Below are 16,329 nucleotides of genomic sequence, written 5' to 3' on the forward strand. Positions count from 1 at the left end.
AGCCCACCCCCTTTCGGTCGATGTGGTCAAGCTAGTGCACCCCACCGACAACGCAGCGTTCTCCGCCGCTTCGCGGCTCCGGGCCAAGGATGCATCCCTCCCCGGCTGAAGCCGGGGATACCCTGCAAGATCAGGGATGGAACGATCAGACTGACCGCACTGGTTCCCGCCTGCGCGAGCCGCCGTCCGGCGGCACAGAACCCTGGGGAATTACGGCTCGACGTGGCCGGACCGCTCCCCCGCCGCTTCCCTCCACCGGCCTCGGCCCTCGGACGCCCGGCAGCCGGCCGTCAGCCCAGGTCGAGGGCGTTCGGCAGGCCCCGGCGGTAGCGGGTCTCGTCCTGTTGCTGGAGGGCGGCCAGTTCCGGCGGCCGGTACAGCGGCCACACCTGGCAGCGCGGGGCCGGTGAACCGTCGGCGTCGAGCAGGGCGTTGACGGCCCGGCGGGCGGATTCGTTGGCGCCCTCCATGGTGGCCAGGTCGATGTCGGTGGCGACGTAGTCGCCGGCCAGGAAGAGGTTGGGGACGGCGGTCGCGGCGGACGGACGGTTGTACACCGTGCCCGCCGGGTGGATGAGCAGCTGCTCGCGGTTGGCCGGCTCCGGGCCGCCGAGGCCGGTGACGGCCGGGTCGATGAACCAGGTGACCAGGTCCGCGTCGTCCAGGACGCGCCGGCCGCCGCTGTTGAGGGAGTCCTTGAGCTGCGCCCAGGTCTCGCGCACCACCTCCTCGCGGGAGCACTTGAGCGCGGGCTTGCCGTAGACGATCCCCGGGGTGTCCCACTGCGAGACGATCGCCGAGAGGCAGTCGGCCACCTGACCGTCGCCGTAGTCGCGGCGGAAGTCCCGGTCGGGCCAGAACTGGGCCTGGCCGATGCAGGTGACGGCCCAGGGCGAGTCGACCAGGTCGACGTGGCCGTGCACGATCGGGGTGCGGCGGCGCAGGTAGAACTGGACGCCGACCATCCAGTCGGTGCGGAGCCGGTCGCAGCGGGCGAGTTGCGGGTCGGCGGCGCGCAGCCCGGGGCCCCACGTGGCGCGGGCGTGTTCGACCGGCATCGCGCTGAGGTAGTGGTCGGCGAGTACGGGGGTGTTCGCGTCCCGCAGCCGAACGCCGGCGATCCGGCCGTCCCGGTACATCAACTCCTCTACCTCGGCGCCGAGTTCGAACCGGACGCCGAGGGAGCGCAGGTGGACCTCCCAGGGGCCGATCCAGGCCTCGCCGGTCGGGGCGTTGAGGACGCGGTCCGGCTCGCCGTCGTTGCCCTGGCCCAGGATGTTGTAGACGAACGCCTGGAGGATCCGGGCGACGGAGCGGGTGCTGGCCTCCTCGGCCCTGGTCGCGACGACGTTGCGGGTGATGCCGACGCCGAGCAGCCGTTGGTAGTCGTAGGACATCTCGCCGGCCCGGATGAACCGCCACCACGGCACGCGCTCCCACTGCTCGTAGCGGCGCAGTTCGCAGCTGGTGAAGTGGACCAGCAGCCGGTTGGCGAAGTACGCCACCTCGGTGGCCGGCAGGTGCAGGGCGGTGTCCAGCAGCCCCGTCAGCGTCTGGAGCAGTGCGTCGGGCAGCAGTTCGCCGAGCACCGGGAGCGTGGTCACGGTGCGGAACGGCAGCCGCAGCGCCGGGCGTCCTCCGGCTCGGGGGAACAGCTCCTCGGTGGCGTTCACCAGGTTGTCGTGGACGGTGCGGCCGAGCGGCCCGCCGGGCACCGGGATCCGGCGCAGGGTGTCGGGCAGGTTGCGGTAGAAGCCGGGGAAGAAGCGGAATCCGTGTTCGCCGGGCAGCGGGCGCCGGCCGCCCCTGGCGGTGCCGGGCACGTCCATGCTGCGGGCCTTGCCGCCCAGTACCGTGTTGCGTTCGTAGACCGTCACCCGGTAACCGCGTTCGGCCAGTTCCTGCGCCGCGCTCAGACCGGCGACCCCGCCGCCGAGCACGGCGACCCGCCGTCCCGGCCGCCCATCGAACGGTCGCGCCGCCCGCGCCTGCCCGGTGGCGGTCAGCGCGAGGCCGGTGGCCGCCCCGGCCCCCGTGGCGAGCAGAGCGCGCCGGGTGTGTGCGGCTGCTGTGATCGTTCGCATGCCCGGTCAACGAGTTGCACACGTGGGAGGCACGGTCGGCCCCACCGCGGGGGGCCGAGCAGGGCGCGCGGACGGGAGTGGGCGGCGAGGTGTGCGGGCCCGCCGACCCCGAGCCCTCAGCGGGACCAGTTCACCTCGCCCGGGAGGCGCTCCCGAGCGCCCGTCGGCCCACCCGGATCCCTGGAGAGGACGGCGGTGTCCGCCGTGCTGAAGGTCGGGTCGGTGCCGGTCAGGTCGCGGCTGGCCGTCCAGAGGCGTGCCGCGGTCACCGTGTCGGCCAAGTGGTTTCAGAGGGGTTCGGTCCTGGGCGTACCGCGCAGTCCGAACGCCCGGGGACTCAGCATCCGGCCGCCCCGCACGGCCGGGTCGAGTACGGCCCGGACGGCGGGCCATGCGGCGGCGTCCTTGCCCTGGACGACGAGGCCGAGCGGCAGCCGGCTCAGCCGCTCGCCTGTCGTGCGGACGTGGACCGGCGGGCGGGAGGGGGTGAGGGAGTCGAGCGCGCCACCGGGGTGGACGAGCACGCTCACCGTCGTGCTGTCGGCGGCGCGCAGGCGGCGGTCGAGTTCGAGGGCGAAGAGCATCTGGGCCAGCTTGGAGCGTGCATAGGCGCGCTTGGGCCGGTAGTCGTGCGCGCTCTGGAGGTCGTCGAGGTCCAGGCGTTCGGACTTGGCGGCGAAGCTGCCGGTGGTGACGACCCGGCTCCCCGGTGTCGCCGTGAGCAGCGGGGCCAGGTGGTGGGTCAGCGCGAAGTGCCCCAGGTGGTTGGTCGCGAACATCAGCTCGTGTCCGTCCGCCGTTTCACGGCGCGGCGGATGGTCGAGCGCCACACCGGCGTTGTGGACGACCGCGTCGAGGCGATCCAGCCCGAGCGCGTCCACGGACGCCTTGAGCGAGGCGAGGTCGGCCAGGTCCAGGGGCACGTACTTCACATCGGCGCCGGGCACGCGCGAGCCGATGGAGCCGATCGCGGCTTCGGCCTTGGCACGGTCCCGGCTGCCGAGGACGACCGTGGCCCCGGTGCCGGCCAGCTGCTCGGCGACGAAGTACCCGATGCCCGCGTTGCCGCCGGTGACGAGGAAGCACTTTCCCTCGGCGCGAGGCAGGCGGTGGACGTCCCAGTGCGGGACGTGAGGTACGGAGGACATGGCGCGCTCCCGGAAGCTCGAAAGGGATCTGGAGGAGAGCGTGGCCGCGCCTTCACAGCCGGCCACGCCCGCTTCCCAACGGTCCCGGAGGCCACTCACATCCCACCGACAGGACACCCTCCCCGCTGACAGCCGACCGACATCGCGCGGGCCCAACGCAGCAAGGGCCGCCGTGTCTCCCGACAATCAGGAGCAGCACCCGCTCGGCGGTGTCCCGCCACCCGGCGCGGCCGAGCGCCTCCTCCTCGAGGCCGGTCAGGGGCAGGGGCCGGGATGCAGCCGGAGTCGCCGGATCAGGAGACGCGCTTCAGCTGCCAGGCGTTGTTGTTGAAGCTCGGGTTCGACCAGGCGACGCAGCTGCTGGTGTAGTACGAGCCGGTCTGGACCCAGCCCGCGGGCGGGTAGGTGGTGGAGCAGGCCTGGACCACGGTGCCGACGGGCAGTCCGGTGAGCTGCTTTATCTGCTTGATGTTCGGGCTGAAGCTCTGCGTACCGCAACTGCTGCTGTAACCCCAACTCACATCGACGTAGCCGGCCGGGGTGAGAGTGCTTCCGCACGTGGTCGTGACGTCGCCCGGGGCGGCCTGGGCGGGCGCCGCGGTCAGGGCGAACATCGCCGCGGTGCCGGCGATGGCCATACAGGTGGTGCGGAGGCGGATCATGGGTGATGGCTCCTTCTGTTCGGGGGCGGCCGGTCGGGCCGTGAAGCCATTCCTACGGTTCGAACACCGGTTTCGGATAGCGACTTTCCGGCCTAAAGATCCATCGCCCGGCTGGGCTTCACGGCCAGGCACCGACGTGGTCGGCCGTGGACATCGCCGGCCGCCGACTCCGCGACGAGCCACCGGCTCACCGTCCCCGGCGCCGCCCACCTCACCTTCACGGACAGCCGCCTGTACCTGCCGCCGGTCCCCGGGAGGCGCAGCCGTACCTGCCGGACGTGCCCGGGCCGCGGCGCTAGATCCGGGACTTCCGCACGGAGTGCCACGTCGCCCCGGCCAGCGCCCCGACCGACCGGAGGACCGACAGCCGCTCGTGGTCGCGGTACAGCGCCCAGTTGTGCTCGACCAGCGCCAGCTTGTTCGAGGACAGCGACCCCGCCCGGCCGGCCCGGTAGACCGCCAGCGGTTCCCGCAGGCCCCGGGCGGGGTGCCCGTCCCGCATGATCGCCAGCCACAGCGCGTAGTCCTGCCGCTTCGGCATGTCCGGCATCAGCCTCGTGCCCAGCACCGTCCGGTCGTACATGGCGGTCAGGGCCCCGATGTGGTCCTGCACCAGCATGTCCCGGTACGTCACGCGCTCCCGCGCCTCCACCACCCGCCCGTTCGGCGTGAAGTCGCAGGCCTCGCCCGTGAAGTCGCCAGCGACCTTGTAGTACGAGGTGAACGTCAGTGGGGCATCGCCCTCGGCGGCGAACGCGAGCTGCCGCTCCAGCTTCTCCGGGAGCCACATGTCGTCGCTGTCCAGCAGCGCCACGTACTCCCCCCGCGCCCGCGCCATGGCGAGGTTGCGGGCCCTGGCCGCGCCGCCCTGCTCGGGTGCCGCCTGCGGGCGCACGCGCTCGTCGCGGCGGGCCAAGTCCTGCAGCAGGTCCATGGAGTCGTCGGTGGACGCGTCGTCGGTGATCAGCAGCTCGACGTCGGCGTGCGTCTGCGCAAGCACGGAACGTACCGACGCGCCGAGAGTGGCGGCCGAATTGTGTACCGGCATCACCACGGAAACGAGTGGCACGGGGTGCTCCTTACCGAGTTCGGAGTCGTCACGGATGTCGTTGTCGCCGGTCAAGGCTACTGGTGTCACGCGACGGCGTTCGCGTAGCCTGTCATCCATGCGATGACAGTCCTCTGGTCAGCGAAAGGGCGACGGCACTGAACACGCAGAACACCGGCGCGGCCGGGGTGAGCCCGGCCTCGTTCCTCGCCGCCGCCGCCGCGCTGGGCATGATGGACGCCGCCGCCCGCACCGCCCGCCACGCACCCCCGGACGACGCGGGCCAGGACGACCCGCGGGAGGCCCTGTCCGCGCTGCTTCTGCTGCGCCACCTGCGCGAAGAGCTCGCCGGCTGGGAGACCGGCCTGATCGAGACCGCCCGCGGCGCCGGCGCGACCTGGGCCGACCTCGCCGAGCCCATGGGGGTCCGGAGCCGCCAGGCCGCCGAGCGGCGCTACCTGCGCCTGCGTCCCGACGCCGAGGCGGGCACCCGGGCGGGCAGCACCGGCGAGCAGCGCGTCCGGGCCACCCGCGACCAGCGCGCGGCCGACCGCGCGGTGACCGGCTGGGCGCGCGAGAACGCCGCCGACCTGCGCCGCCTCGCGGGTCAGATCGGCGCCCTGGACGACCTCGCCCCCCAGGCGGCCCCCGCCGTGGAACGCCTCCTGGAGGCACTCGGCCACGACGACCCCGTCCGCCTGCTCGCCCCGCTCGCCGCAGCCCGCCCCCTCCTGGGAGCGAGCCACCCGAAGATCGCCGACCGGCTCGATCAACTCACCGCCCGTACAGACCAGTTGCGCGCCGCCAGCGGCCGGCAGCGCCACAGACCACCGGCCGGGCCGTGACCCCCACGCCGTGACCCGCCGGCCCGCAGGAGCACCACTCCGGCGGGGAGCACGAGTTGATGCTCCGACGGCTCTCGGCGTGCGGGCCGCCCCTGCCTTCCCCACCGTTCCGAACCCATTTCCACTTCTCGAAGGAGACGCCCCCCGTGGCCAGCCCGACCCAGACGCTGGAGTTCCAGGCGGAGACCCGCCAGTTGCTGCAGCTGGTGATCCACTCGATCTACTCGAACAAGGACATCTTCCTGCGCGAGCTGATCTCCAACGCCTCCGACGCCCTCGACAAGCTCCGCCTGGAGTCCCTCACCGACACCGGCCTCGACGCCGACACCTCCGACCTGCACATCACGCTGGACATCGACCGGGACGCCCGCACCCTGACGGTGCGGGACAACGGCATCGGCATGACCCGCGACGACGTCGTCGACCTGATCGGCACCATCGCCAAGTCCGGCACCGCGAGCCTGCTGGCGAAGATCAAGGAGACCAAGGACGCGGCCGCCGCACAGAGCCTGATCGGCCAGTTCGGGGTCGGCTTCTACTCGGCGTTCATGGTCGCCGACAAGGTCACCCTGCGGACGCGCCGGGCCGGCTCCGAGCAGGGCACCGTGTGGGAGTCCGACGGCGAGGGGACCTACACGATCGCGGAGGCCGGCGACCTGCCGGTGGGCACGTCGGTCACGCTGCACCTCAAGCCGGCGGACGGCGAGGACGGGCTGGGCGACTACCTGGCCGCGTGGAAGGTCCGCCAGATCGTCAAGCAGTACTCGGACTTCATCCGCTGGCCCATCCGCATGGCCGCCGAGACCTCCGCCGGGGACCAGGACGGGACCGAGCGCCCGGGCGAGCCGGAGACGCTGAACTCGATGAAGGCGCTGTGGGCCCGCCCGCGCAGCGAGGTGACCGAGGCCGAGTACAACGAGTTCTACCAGCAGATCAGCCACGACTGGCAGGACCCGGCCGAGACGATCCACATGCGCGCCGAGGGCACCTTCGAGTACGAGGCGCTGCTGTTCATCCCCGCCCACGCCCCGTTCGACCTGTTCTCCCGCGACACCAAGCGGGGTGTGCAGCTGTACGTCAAGCGCGTGTTCATCATGGACGACTGCGACGCGCTGATGCCGAACTACCTGCGGTTCGTCAAGGGCGTCGTCGACGCCCACGACCTCTCCCTCAATGTCTCCCGCGAGATCCTGCAGCACGACCGCCAGATCACCGCCGTGCGCCGGCGCCTGGTCAAGAAGGTCCTCGGCGCCCTCAAGAGCACGCGGGCCACCGACACCGGGGCCTACCTCAAGCTGTGGGACCAGTTCGGCCGCGTCCTCAAGGAAGGCCTGATCGAGGACCGCGACAACACCGACGCCCTGCTGGAGCTGGTCAGCGTCGCCTCGACCAACGATCCGCAGGAGCCGACCGCGCTGCGCGAGTACGTCGCGCGGATGAAGGACGGCCAGGACACCATCTACTACCTGACCGGCGAGAACCGGGCGATGGTGGAGAACTCCCCGCACATGGAGGCCTTCACCGCCAAGGGCTACGAGGTCCTGATCCTCACCGACCCCATCGACGAGATCTGGACCGACCAGATCCCCTCCTTCGACGGCCACCGCTTCCAGTCGATCGCCAAGGGCCAGGTCGACCTCGACGACGACTCCGACGGCGACGGCAGCGACGAGGCGAAGACCGAGAAGGCCCGGCGCGAACAGGACTTCGCCGCCCTCCTCGGCTGGCTCCAAACCACCCTGGCCGAGCACGTCAAGCAGGTCCGCCTCTCCACCCGCCTGACCACCTCCGCGGCGTGCCTGGTCGGCGACGCCCAGGACCTGACCCCCACCCTGGAGAAGATGTACCGGGCGATGGGCCAGGAACTCCCCGCCGTCAAGCGGATCCTCGAACTCAACCCCACCCACCCGCTCATCACCGCCCTGCGCGGGGCACACGAGACGAACGCGGACGACCCGGCACTCGCCGACCTCGCCGAACTCGTCCACGGCAGTGCCCTGCTGGCGGAAGGCGGCGACCTGCCCGACCCGGCCCGCTTCACCCGCCTGCTGACCGATCGCCTCACCCGCACCCTGTAACCCCCGCCGGGTGCGGCCCGCCGGACGCCGATCGGCCGACGCCGACCGGCCTGGCCGGCCGCACCCCGCACCGCCCGTCAGGGCGTGACAGCCGCCGCCGTCCTGCCCGTCAGGACGTGACGGGCGCCGCGAACTCCCCCGTCAGACCTGCGCGGACCAGCGCCCGGACGATGGCCGGCTGGTCCAATGGATCGTCGTACTGGTTGGTCTCGGCCAGCCGTTCCAGCAGCCTGCGCGGATCCAGTCGGTACGCTTCCGCGTCGGCCAGGAGGCTGTCCGCGCTCGGCCCGTCGACCGTGTCGTCCAGGTTGTCCGTCAGCTCGCCCAGGACCTCGCCGCGTTCGATGAAGCAGCTCATGCCGCAGTCCAGGCCGTCGTCGCCGAGGTCGTCCGGGTACGGCGCCCGGGCCCAGGCGCCGTTCTCGTACCAGTAGACGCAGCCGATCTCGTGGCCTTCGAGCCGGTCCCGCAGCTCCTCGTAGGGCAGCCAGTCCGGGCCGCCCGCCAGCACGTCGATCGCCGGCTCGTGCCACTTGACGCGGCTCGCCTCGTCCTCGCCGTAGAGCACGAACCGGCCCTCGCCCTCCTTCGACATGACCCACCACGTGCAGCCGCAGTCGTCCCAGTGGAGGCCGTCGTCATCGATCCACCGGCCCGTCCGGTGACGCGGCGGGCGCTCCTCGTACTCGGTGGTCGCCTCAAGGGCGGCGAGAAGCGCCCAGCGCGCCCACAGTTCCTCGGCCGGCGGAAGGTCCTCCGGCAGTCCTGGCCGGTGAACGGTCATGTGTGCCCCCGTGTGTGTGCTCCGATGGTGATCGCCACAACGATATGTTCCGCTGCCGACTGCCGGATCACCCCGGACGCACCTCGCGGGCCGTCCGGTCAGGCGCCGACCAGCTCCTGCTCGGCGCCCGACCGCACGGCGTCCGGGGCCGCCGGGACGGCGGGCCTGCGCATCCCCTTGAGCACGACGACCACTCCCGTGGTGACCACCGTGCCGGCCACGACCGCGACCAGGTACAGGAAGGGGCTGCCGATCAGCGGGAGCACCCAGATTCCGCCGTGCGGGGCCCGCAGGGTGGAACCGAAGGCCATCACCAGGCCGCCGGCGGTCATGCTGCCCACCATGTTCGCCGGGATGACCCGCAGCGGATCGGCCGCCGCGAAGGGGATGGCGCCTTCGGTGATGAACGACGCTCCGAGCACCCAGGCCGCCTTGCCGTTCTCGCGCTCCTCGGGGGTGAACAGCCGGCGCCGGACGACGGTCGCCAGCGCCATGCCCAGCGGCGGGGTCATGCCCGCGGCCATCACGGCGGCCATCACCTTCAGGCTGCCGGCGTCCGGGGTGGTTCCCGCGGCGGTGAGCGCACCGGCCGCGAAGGTGTAGGCGACCTTGTTGAGCGGGCCGCCCATGTCGAAGGCCATCATCGCGCCGAGCAGCACGCCGAGGAGGATCGCGTTGGAGCCGGAGAGGCCGTTCAGCCAGTCGGTCAGGCCGCTCATCGCCGAGGCGATCGGCGAGCCCACCACCACGAACATCAGGAAGCCGACCGCCGCCACCGACAGGAGCGGGATCACCACCACCGGCATGATGCCCCGGATCGCCCGCGGCACGTTCCACCGGATCATCCACAGCACCAGGAAGCCCGCGGCCAGGCCGGACACGATGCCGCCGAGGAAGCCGGCGCCGACCGCCACCGAGACGGCACCACCGGCGATGCCGGCGGCCAGCGCCGCCCGGTCCGCGATCGCCCAGGCGATGTATCCGGAGAGGACCGGGACCAGGAAGCCGAAGGACGTCTTGCCGGTCTGGAACAGCATCGCTGCCCAGCTGTGCGAGGAGGTCCAGTCGAAATGGCCCAGCACGGACGGGGCGGAGGCGATCCGGTACCCGCCGATCGCGAAGGCGAGGGCGATCAGCAGGCCGCCGGCCGCGACGAACGGGATCATGTAACTGACGCCCGTCATCAGGTACTTGCGCAGCCGCTGGGCCCAGTGTTCGCCAGTCGTCCCACTCAGTGCGCTCGGCGCGCTCGGTGCGGCGACCGGGGCGGCGGCGGCACGGGCGCCGCTGCCGGTCTCGGCGACCAGCCCGGCGGCCTGGGCGATCAGGTCGTCGGCCCGGTTGACGGCGGCCTTCACGCCCACGTCCACGGTCGGCTTGCCGGCGAAGCGGGCGCGGTCGCGGACCTCGACGTCATGGGCGAAGATCACCGCGTCGGCCGCCGCGATCACCTCGGGAGCCAGCGGCGTCGTCCCGGCGGACCCCTGGGTCTCGACCTGGATCCGCACACCCGCCCGGGCGGCGGCCAGTTCGAGCGCCTTGGCGGCCATGTAGGTGTGGGCGATGCCGGTCGGGCACGAGGTCACCGCGACCAGCCGAAGCCCGGCGTCGGCGTCGGCCGCTTCCGGAGCGGCCGTCTCAGGAGCGGGCGTCTCCGGATCGGGCGACTCCGCGACGGCGGCGGGCTCCGGAGCAGCAGCGACCGGCGGCTCCTCGCCGTTGACCAGGGCGGCGACGGCGCCCGGGCTCTCGGCATCGCGCAGGGCGCCGGTGAACGCGGGATCCATCAGCCGGCCGGCCAGCGCGGCGAGGATCCGCAGGTGGGCGTCGTCCGCGCCCGCCGGTGCCGCGATCATGAAGATCAGGTCGGCGGGCCGCCCGTCCGGGGCGTCGAAGTCCACTCCCCTGGCGCTCCGGCCGAAGGCCACGCTCGGCCGCGTGACGTGGGGCGATCTGCAGTGCGGAATGCCGATCCCGTCGCCCATCCCGGTCGGGGCCTGGGCCTCGCGGGCGGCGACGTCGGCGAGGAAGCCGTCGAGATCGGTGACCCGGCCCTCGGCGACCAGCCGCTGGGCGAGGGCGCGGAGGGCTTCGCTCTTGTCCTGGGGGGCGAGGTGGAGATCAACGAGTGCGGGTGTGATCAGTCCGCTGGTGTCGCTCATCGTGTCGGTCCTTCGACTGGTGCCTGACAGTGTTCCCTTGCCCCCGGGAATGGTCGCCGTTCCGTCCCACACGGTCGGGCGTGGTGCCTCAAGGCAGAGGCCGTTCTCAACCGCGGACTCAACCGCGGACTCAACCGCGGGCTCAACCGCGGAGCGGCCGTTCGAGCGGGATGTCCGCCGTCACGACCACCGCGGCCGGGTCCAGATCGGCCGGGGTCGGCATGACGCTCCCCGGCAGTTGTACGGCGGCGGCCCCGTGCGCCAGGGCAGCCGCGAGTGCCCCGGGGCCGGTGCCACCGGCTCCGAGGAAGCCCGCGAGCGAGGCGTCGCCCGCTCCCACGTCGCTGCGGACGGCGGCGACCGGTGCGCTGCCGTACCAGCTGCCCTCGTCGGCGATCAGCAGCATCCCGTCCGCACCGAGGCTGGCGAGGACCTGCTGGGCGCCGCGCTTGCGCAGTTCCCCGGCCGCGTCGACGGCGTCGCCGACGGTGGCGACCGGGCGGCCCACGGCCTCCGCGAGTTCCTCGCGGTTGGGCTTGACCACGTCGGGACGGGCCGACAGCGCGGCGAGCAGCGCGGGGCCGGAGGTGTCCAGGGCGATCCGGGCGCCCCCCGAGTGCACCTGGGCGACCAGTTCCGCGTACCACTCCGGTGCCAGTCCGCGAGGCAGGCTGCCGCAGCAGGCCAGCCAGTCGACATCGTTCCCCAGGTGGTCCTCGCGGACCAGTGCCAGCAGCGCGGCCGACTCGGCGGCGCTGAGCTCGGGGCCCACCGCGTTGACCTTCGTGACGCTGCCGCCGTCCTCGGCGATCGAGACGTTGATGCGGGTGTCGCCCGAGATCGCGACCGCCGCGACGTCGATGCCCTGGCGGCGCAGCAGGTCGGCGAGCAGGTGTCCGGAGGGGCCGCCCAGCGGCAGGACGGCGGTGGTGCGGTGGCCGGCGGCCGTGAGCGCGCGGGAGACGTTGACGCCCTTGCCGCCGGGGTCGAGCCGGTCGTGCGCGGCCCGGTTGACCTCGCCCGGGATGAGCGTTCCCAGCTCGTAGGTGCGGTCGAGGCTGGGGTTCGGGGTGATGGTGACGATCATGCGCGGATGACTTCCGGTCCGAGGTTCTCGATCTGTGCGGTCTGCTCGTCGGTCAGTCCAGTGTCCGTGACGAGCACGTCGACCTGGTCCAGCGAGCCGAACCGGGCGAAGTGGCGGACGCCGTACTTGGAGGAGTCGGCGACCAGCACCACGCGGCGGGCGCCGGTGAGCATGGCGCGTTTGACGGCCGCCTCGGCGAGGTCCGGGGTGGACAGCCCTCCCTCCGGGGAGAAGCCGTTGGTGGCGACGACCGCGACGTCCGCGTGGACGTCGGCCAGGTCGCGCAGCGCCCAGGCGTCGACGGCGGCCTGGGTGCGGTGGCGCAGCCGCCCGCCGACCAGGTGGAGGGCGAGCGCCGGGTGGTCGGCGAGCCTGGCGGCGACGGGGAGGGCGTTGGTGACGACGGTGAGGGCGCAGTCGGCGGGCAGCAGGCCGGCCAGCCGGGAGACGGTCGTCCCCGCGTCCAGGATCACGCTGCCCTCCGCGGGCAGGAGGGCCAGGGCCGCCTTGGCGATGCGCTCCTTCTCGGCGGCGGCGGTGGAGTCCCGTTCGGCCAGGCCGGGTTCCAGGTGCAGTGCGCCGGCGGGCAGGGCGCCGCCGTGCACCCGGTGCAGCAGTCCGGCCCGGTCCATGGCGCTCAGGTCACGCCGGATGGTCTCCTGCGTGACGCCGAAGTCCTCGGCCAGCGTCGGCACGTCCACCCTGCCCTGCTCCTGTGTGAGGCGAAGGATCTGTTGCTGCCGCTCGGGTGCATACATGTGGGATCGAGTCCGTTTCATGTCCGTTTACGCCTGATGAGGCCCGACCATACGCGCTCCGGCCGAAAAAGCAAGCGATCGCGCCAGCCCTGGGCCCGCGAACCCCGATTGCCCGAATGTGTTGACATCCCTCGATGTCCGGGCGTAGAACCAAACGAAACAACACGCTAACGGGCGTGAAACCACCGACCGCCCGGTCTCCGCCACTGCCCCCGTACCGCGAAGACCCGGCGCGAACACGGTGGCCCGCGCTTCACCCCGTGCGCGGACCACCGTGCCCCACTCCCCTGCCGACCCGGTTCCCACCCGGGTCGGCGGTCACTTCCTTCACCTCATCCGTCTCCTCCACCTCCTCCAAGGACTCCCATGCACTCGATCCAGGTCACCGTCGGCTCCCGGAGCGGCCTGCACGCCCGCCCGGCGTCCCTGCTCGTCCAGGCCGCGGCCCGCCAGGCGGTCAAGGTCACGGTCGGCCGCCCGGGCCAGCCGCCGGTCGACGCCCGCAGCCTGCTGTCCGTCCTCGCCCTGGCCGCCGGCTGCGGCGAGACCCTGGAGCTCGTCGCGGCCGGCGACGGCGCCCAGGACGCGCTCAAGGAGCTCGCCGACCTGCTCGCCTCCGACCTCGACGCGGCGGCATGAGCGAGCACGGCGAACGAGTGATGAAGAGGCGCGCACGGGCGACGGCCCTCGGCGCGGTCGTCCATGAGGTGACGCCGGCCCCGACTCCCCGTCCGACAGGGCGGCAATTGCGAATACCCGGACTATCGGATTCCGATCAGAAAAGGGTGAGGAATTCGTGATGGGCCATGCCGAATACCACCCCGGCCGCGCCCCGTTCTCACTCATCCGGCAATACTGATTCACGCATTGTTCACCGGCCTATCGGAACTGACTCCCTTTCACGCTCGTCATCCTCGACAGGAGTTCAAGAAAAAGCCAAGGGTGCGGAAGGAATCAGTAATGTCTCTGGTCGGGAGGGTCGCCGGTGCCGTCGCCGTGGCCCTCCTGGCCGTGCTCGGCGTACTGATGCTCTCCCAGTCCACGGCCGCGCTCCTCCGGGAGGACGGCTGCCCACGGGTCGTCGCGCAGGCGAAACTCGCCGAGGACGCGCCGGCCCCCAAGAACCTGCCCGGCCTCTGCTGGACCCGGCCCCGGAACGTCGAAGTCCCCGAGCGCCGAGCCGAGTTGACCTCCGTCCTCGCCGACGAAGCGCCCTCCCCCGGGACCGCGTCGCCGGCCGGTGGCCCCGACGCGCCGTACTGGGCCCGCAGACAGCCCAGAGCGGCGGTCCTCCAGGTGTTCCGCTGCTGATCGGCGCCGACCGCGCCCGCACGCTCACCGGTGGCACGGACACCCACACGTCCACGCCACCGCGCGTCACGGCGGTTCGCGACGGTCCACGGCAGTGCTGCCCCTGCCATCACCGTCGCGCTGCAACCTGCCTCCGCACCGAGCGGGCACGGTCCCGAAGTCTCCATCCCCACAAGACTTCCGAAGGGCCCGAGGCACCGACATGCAAGCATTCATCGACCACGCCCGCACCTTCCACCGCCGCGCCGCACAGACCGCCGACGACTTCGAGCGGCTCGCGGCCGGCCAGCACCCGCAGGCCCTGTTCATCACCTGCTCCGACTCCCGCATCATCCCCTCCGCCGTCACCGGCGCCCGCCCCGGCGACCTCTTCGAGATGCGGACCGCCGGCAACATCGTCCCGCCGTACCGGCCGCGCGTGCCGTCGGCCGAGGCCGCGACCATCGAGTACGCGGTCGAGGTCCTGGGCGTCGCGGACATCGTGGTGTGCGGCCACTCCCACTGCGGCGCCGTGGGCGCCGTCGTGCGCGGCGACGACCTCACCGGCGTGCCCGCGGTGCGGGACTGGCTCGCCGAGGGCGCCGAACTGACACCCGGCCAGGAGCCGGACCAGGACCTCGCCGGCCCCGTGCAGCGCCACGTCCTGGACCAGCTGGCGAGGCTGCGCACCCATCCGAGCGTCGCCCGCCGCGCCGACGCGGGCCGCCTCGCGCTGCACGGCTGGTTCTACGAGGTGCACACCGGCGCGGTCCTCACCCACCGCCCCGGCACCGACGCCTTCCTGCCGCTGTGACGCCGCGGCCCACCACCGACGAACCTCCACGGATGAGGGCTCCCATGCGCTTTCCCACTCTCAAGTACGACGTCACCGCTTCGCTCGTCGTGTTCCTCGTCGCCCTGCCGCTGTGCGTGGGCGTCGCCGTCGCCTCGGGCGTGCCCGCCGAACTCGGCCTGATCACCGGCATCGTCGGCGGCCTGGTCACCGGCATGCTGCCCGGCAGCAGTCTCCAGGTCAGCGGCCCGGCGGCCGGGTTGACCGTCCTGGTCGCCGAGACCGTGCAGCGGTTCGGCCTGCCCGCGCTCGGCGTCGTCGTCGCCGCGACCGGCCTGCTCCAGCTGCTGCTCGGCGCATTGCGCTGGGGCCGGTGGTTCCGTGCGATCTCCGTCGCCGTGGTCGAGGGCATGCTGGCCGGCATCGGCCTGGTCATCATCGCCGGCCAGCTCTACGCGATGGCCGACAGGCCCGCCCCCGCGAGCGGCGTCGACAAGCTCCTCGGCCTGCCCGGCCTTCTGTCCCAGCTCGTCTCCTCACCCGCCGCCCGCCAGTCCTTCGCGATCGGCGCGGGCACCATCGCCGTGATCGTCCTGTGGCAACGGCTGCCGGCCAGGGTACGGGTCGTCCCGGGCGCGCTCGTGGCCGTCCTGCTCGCCACCGGCACCGCCTGGCTGCTCGACGGCCCGGTGAAGAAGGTCGAGGTCAAGGGCCTCCTGGACGCCATCCAGCCGCCCGACGCCGGCGTGCTCGGCCAGTTCACCCCCGCCCTGATCGTCACGATCGTGGCCTTCACGCTCGTCGCCTCCGCCGAGAGCCTCTTCAGCGCGGCCGCCGTCGACCGGATCCACGACGGGCCGCGCACCGACTACGACAAGGAGCTCATGGCCCAAGGAGCGGGCAACGCGCTCTGCGGCGCCCTCGGCGCCCTGCCGATGACCGCGGTCATCGTCCGCAGCGCGACCAACGTCCAGGCCGGCGCCCGGACCAAGGCGTCCCGCGTGCTGCACGGCGTGTGGCTGCTGCTCTTCGCCGCGCTGCTCCCGGCGGCCCTCGCCGTCATCCCCGTCGCGGCCCTCGCCGGTGTGCTCGTCCACGCCGGGTTCAAGCTGCTGCCGTTCAAGCAGCTCGGACCGCTGTGGCGCGAGCACCGCCCGGAGGCACTCGTCCTCGCCGCCACAGCCGTCGCCATCGTCACGGTCAACATGTTCGAAGGCGTGCTGATCGGCCTGGGCCTGTCGATCCTCAAGAGCGCCTGGGAGACGTCCCGCCTGCACGTGGAGACGGACGAGCGGCCCGACGGCGTCGTCCGGGTCCGCCTGACCGGCAACGCCACGTTCCTCCGGCTGCCCAAGCTCCTGGACGCCCTGGAGGCCCTGCCCGCCGATCGCGTCGTCGAACTGGACCTCACCGGACTCCGGCACCTCGACCACGCCTGCCAGAGCGCCCTGACCACCTGGGCCGAGCGCCACAACGCCCACGCCCCCGAAGCCGTCCGGCTGATCCCCGCCCTGGCCGGCCCGGCGTGACAGCCGGGTAGGAACGCCGCGCCGCCGCCGAGGCCGGGTCGTCGTCCAGATCGACCAGGAC

The 16,329-nt window shown here is 72.5% G+C and carries 13 protein-coding genes and 1 pseudogene; 6 read left to right on the plus strand and 8 right to left on the minus strand.

What is annotated here, in order from left to right; translation table 11 throughout:
* Window positions 1–290: 290 nt before the first annotated feature.
* The 4 genes and pseudogenes from ACFV4F_RS38675 to ACFV4F_RS38690 all read right to left on the minus strand — a co-directional run bounded on the left by ACFV4F_RS38675 (window position 291) and on the right by ACFV4F_RS38690 (window position 4,963).
* Window positions 291–2,084 (minus strand): FAD-dependent oxidoreductase, encoded by a 1,794-nt coding sequence (locus tag ACFV4F_RS38675; protein WP_380509885.1) that lies wholly within the window; start codon window positions 2,082–2,084, stop codon window positions 291–293.
* A 215-nt stretch (window positions 2,085–2,299) separates the two neighbouring features.
* Window positions 2,300–3,232: pseudogene (locus ACFV4F_RS38680) on the minus strand (SDR family NAD(P)-dependent oxidoreductase); the annotation flags it as partial.
* A 293-nt stretch (window positions 3,233–3,525) separates the two neighbouring features.
* Window positions 3,526–3,894 (minus strand): hypothetical protein, encoded by a 369-nt coding sequence (locus ACFV4F_RS38685; RefSeq protein WP_380447741.1) that lies wholly within the window; start codon window positions 3,892–3,894, stop codon window positions 3,526–3,528.
* Between the two features lie 295 nt (window positions 3,895–4,189).
* On the minus strand, window positions 4,190–4,963 hold the full coding sequence (locus ACFV4F_RS38690; protein ID WP_380509888.1) for a glycosyltransferase family 2 protein: 774 nt from the start codon (window positions 4,961–4,963) through the stop codon (window positions 4,190–4,192).
* A gap of 209 nt (window positions 4,964–5,172) precedes the next feature.
* Between ACFV4F_RS38690 and ACFV4F_RS38695 the strand changes: the two genes are divergently transcribed.
* Together ACFV4F_RS38695 and htpG are read left to right on the plus strand one after the other, a co-directional pair.
* Window positions 5,173–5,787: a hypothetical protein gene (locus ACFV4F_RS38695; protein WP_380447757.1), complete on the plus strand. Its 615-nt coding sequence runs from the start codon at window positions 5,173–5,175 to the stop codon at window positions 5,785–5,787.
* Between the two features lie 146 nt (window positions 5,788–5,933).
* Window positions 5,934–7,865 carry a molecular chaperone HtpG gene (gene htpG, locus ACFV4F_RS38700; protein WP_380509891.1) on the plus strand — a complete coding sequence of 644 codons (1,932 nt, stop codon included), beginning with the start codon at window positions 5,934–5,936 and terminating at the stop codon, window positions 7,863–7,865.
* A gap of 109 nt (window positions 7,866–7,974) precedes the next feature.
* On the opposite strand, the gene ACFV4F_RS38705 is transcribed toward htpG, so the two are convergent.
* The 4 genes from ACFV4F_RS38705 to ACFV4F_RS38720 form a co-directional block, all read right to left on the minus strand.
* Window positions 7,975–8,649 (minus strand): hypothetical protein, encoded by a 675-nt coding sequence (locus ACFV4F_RS38705; protein ID WP_380509894.1) that lies wholly within the window; start codon window positions 8,647–8,649, stop codon window positions 7,975–7,977.
* Between the two features lie 98 nt (window positions 8,650–8,747).
* On the minus strand, window positions 8,748–10,811 hold the full coding sequence (locus ACFV4F_RS38710; protein WP_380509897.1) for a fructose-specific PTS transporter subunit EIIC: 2,064 nt from the start codon (window positions 10,809–10,811) through the stop codon (window positions 8,748–8,750).
* Window positions 10,812–10,953: 142 nt separating this feature from the next.
* Window positions 10,954–11,898, minus strand: a complete 945-nt coding sequence (gene pfkB, locus ACFV4F_RS38715) for a 1-phosphofructokinase (RefSeq protein ID WP_380509900.1) — start codon at window positions 11,896–11,898, stop codon at window positions 10,954–10,956.
* Window positions 11,895–12,656, minus strand: a complete 762-nt coding sequence (locus ACFV4F_RS38720) for a DeoR/GlpR family DNA-binding transcription regulator (protein ID WP_380509903.1) — start codon at window positions 12,654–12,656, stop codon at window positions 11,895–11,897. The genes pfkB and ACFV4F_RS38720 overlap by 4 nt, the downstream gene beginning before the upstream one ends.
* 366 nt (window positions 12,657–13,022) lie before the next feature.
* Here ACFV4F_RS38720 and ACFV4F_RS38725 point away from each other — a divergent pair, with 366 nt between their 5' ends.
* The 4 genes from ACFV4F_RS38725 to ACFV4F_RS38740 all read left to right on the plus strand — a co-directional run bounded on the left by ACFV4F_RS38725 (window position 13,023) and on the right by ACFV4F_RS38740 (window position 16,268).
* Window positions 13,023–13,295, plus strand: coding sequence for an HPr family phosphocarrier protein (locus ACFV4F_RS38725; RefSeq protein ID WP_380509906.1), 273 nt, complete (start codon window positions 13,023–13,025; stop codon window positions 13,293–13,295).
* Window positions 13,296–13,616: 321 nt separating this feature from the next.
* Window positions 13,617–13,967 (plus strand): hypothetical protein, encoded by a 351-nt coding sequence (locus tag ACFV4F_RS38730; protein ID WP_380509909.1) that lies wholly within the window; start codon window positions 13,617–13,619, stop codon window positions 13,965–13,967.
* Window positions 13,968–14,169: 202 nt separating this feature from the next.
* Entirely contained in the window at window positions 14,170–14,760 is a 591-nt protein-coding gene (locus ACFV4F_RS38735; protein ID WP_380509912.1) for a carbonic anhydrase, read from the plus strand.
* 44 nt (window positions 14,761–14,804) lie between these two features.
* On the plus strand, window positions 14,805–16,268 hold the full coding sequence (locus ACFV4F_RS38740; RefSeq protein WP_380509915.1) for a SulP family inorganic anion transporter: 1,464 nt from the start codon (window positions 14,805–14,807) through the stop codon (window positions 16,266–16,268).
* Window positions 16,269–16,329: the final 61 nt, after the last annotated feature.

The sequence above is a fragment of the Kitasatospora sp. NPDC059722 genome (assembly GCF_042733235.1).
Lineage (GTDB): Bacteria > Actinomycetota > Actinomycetes > Streptomycetales > Streptomycetaceae > Kitasatospora.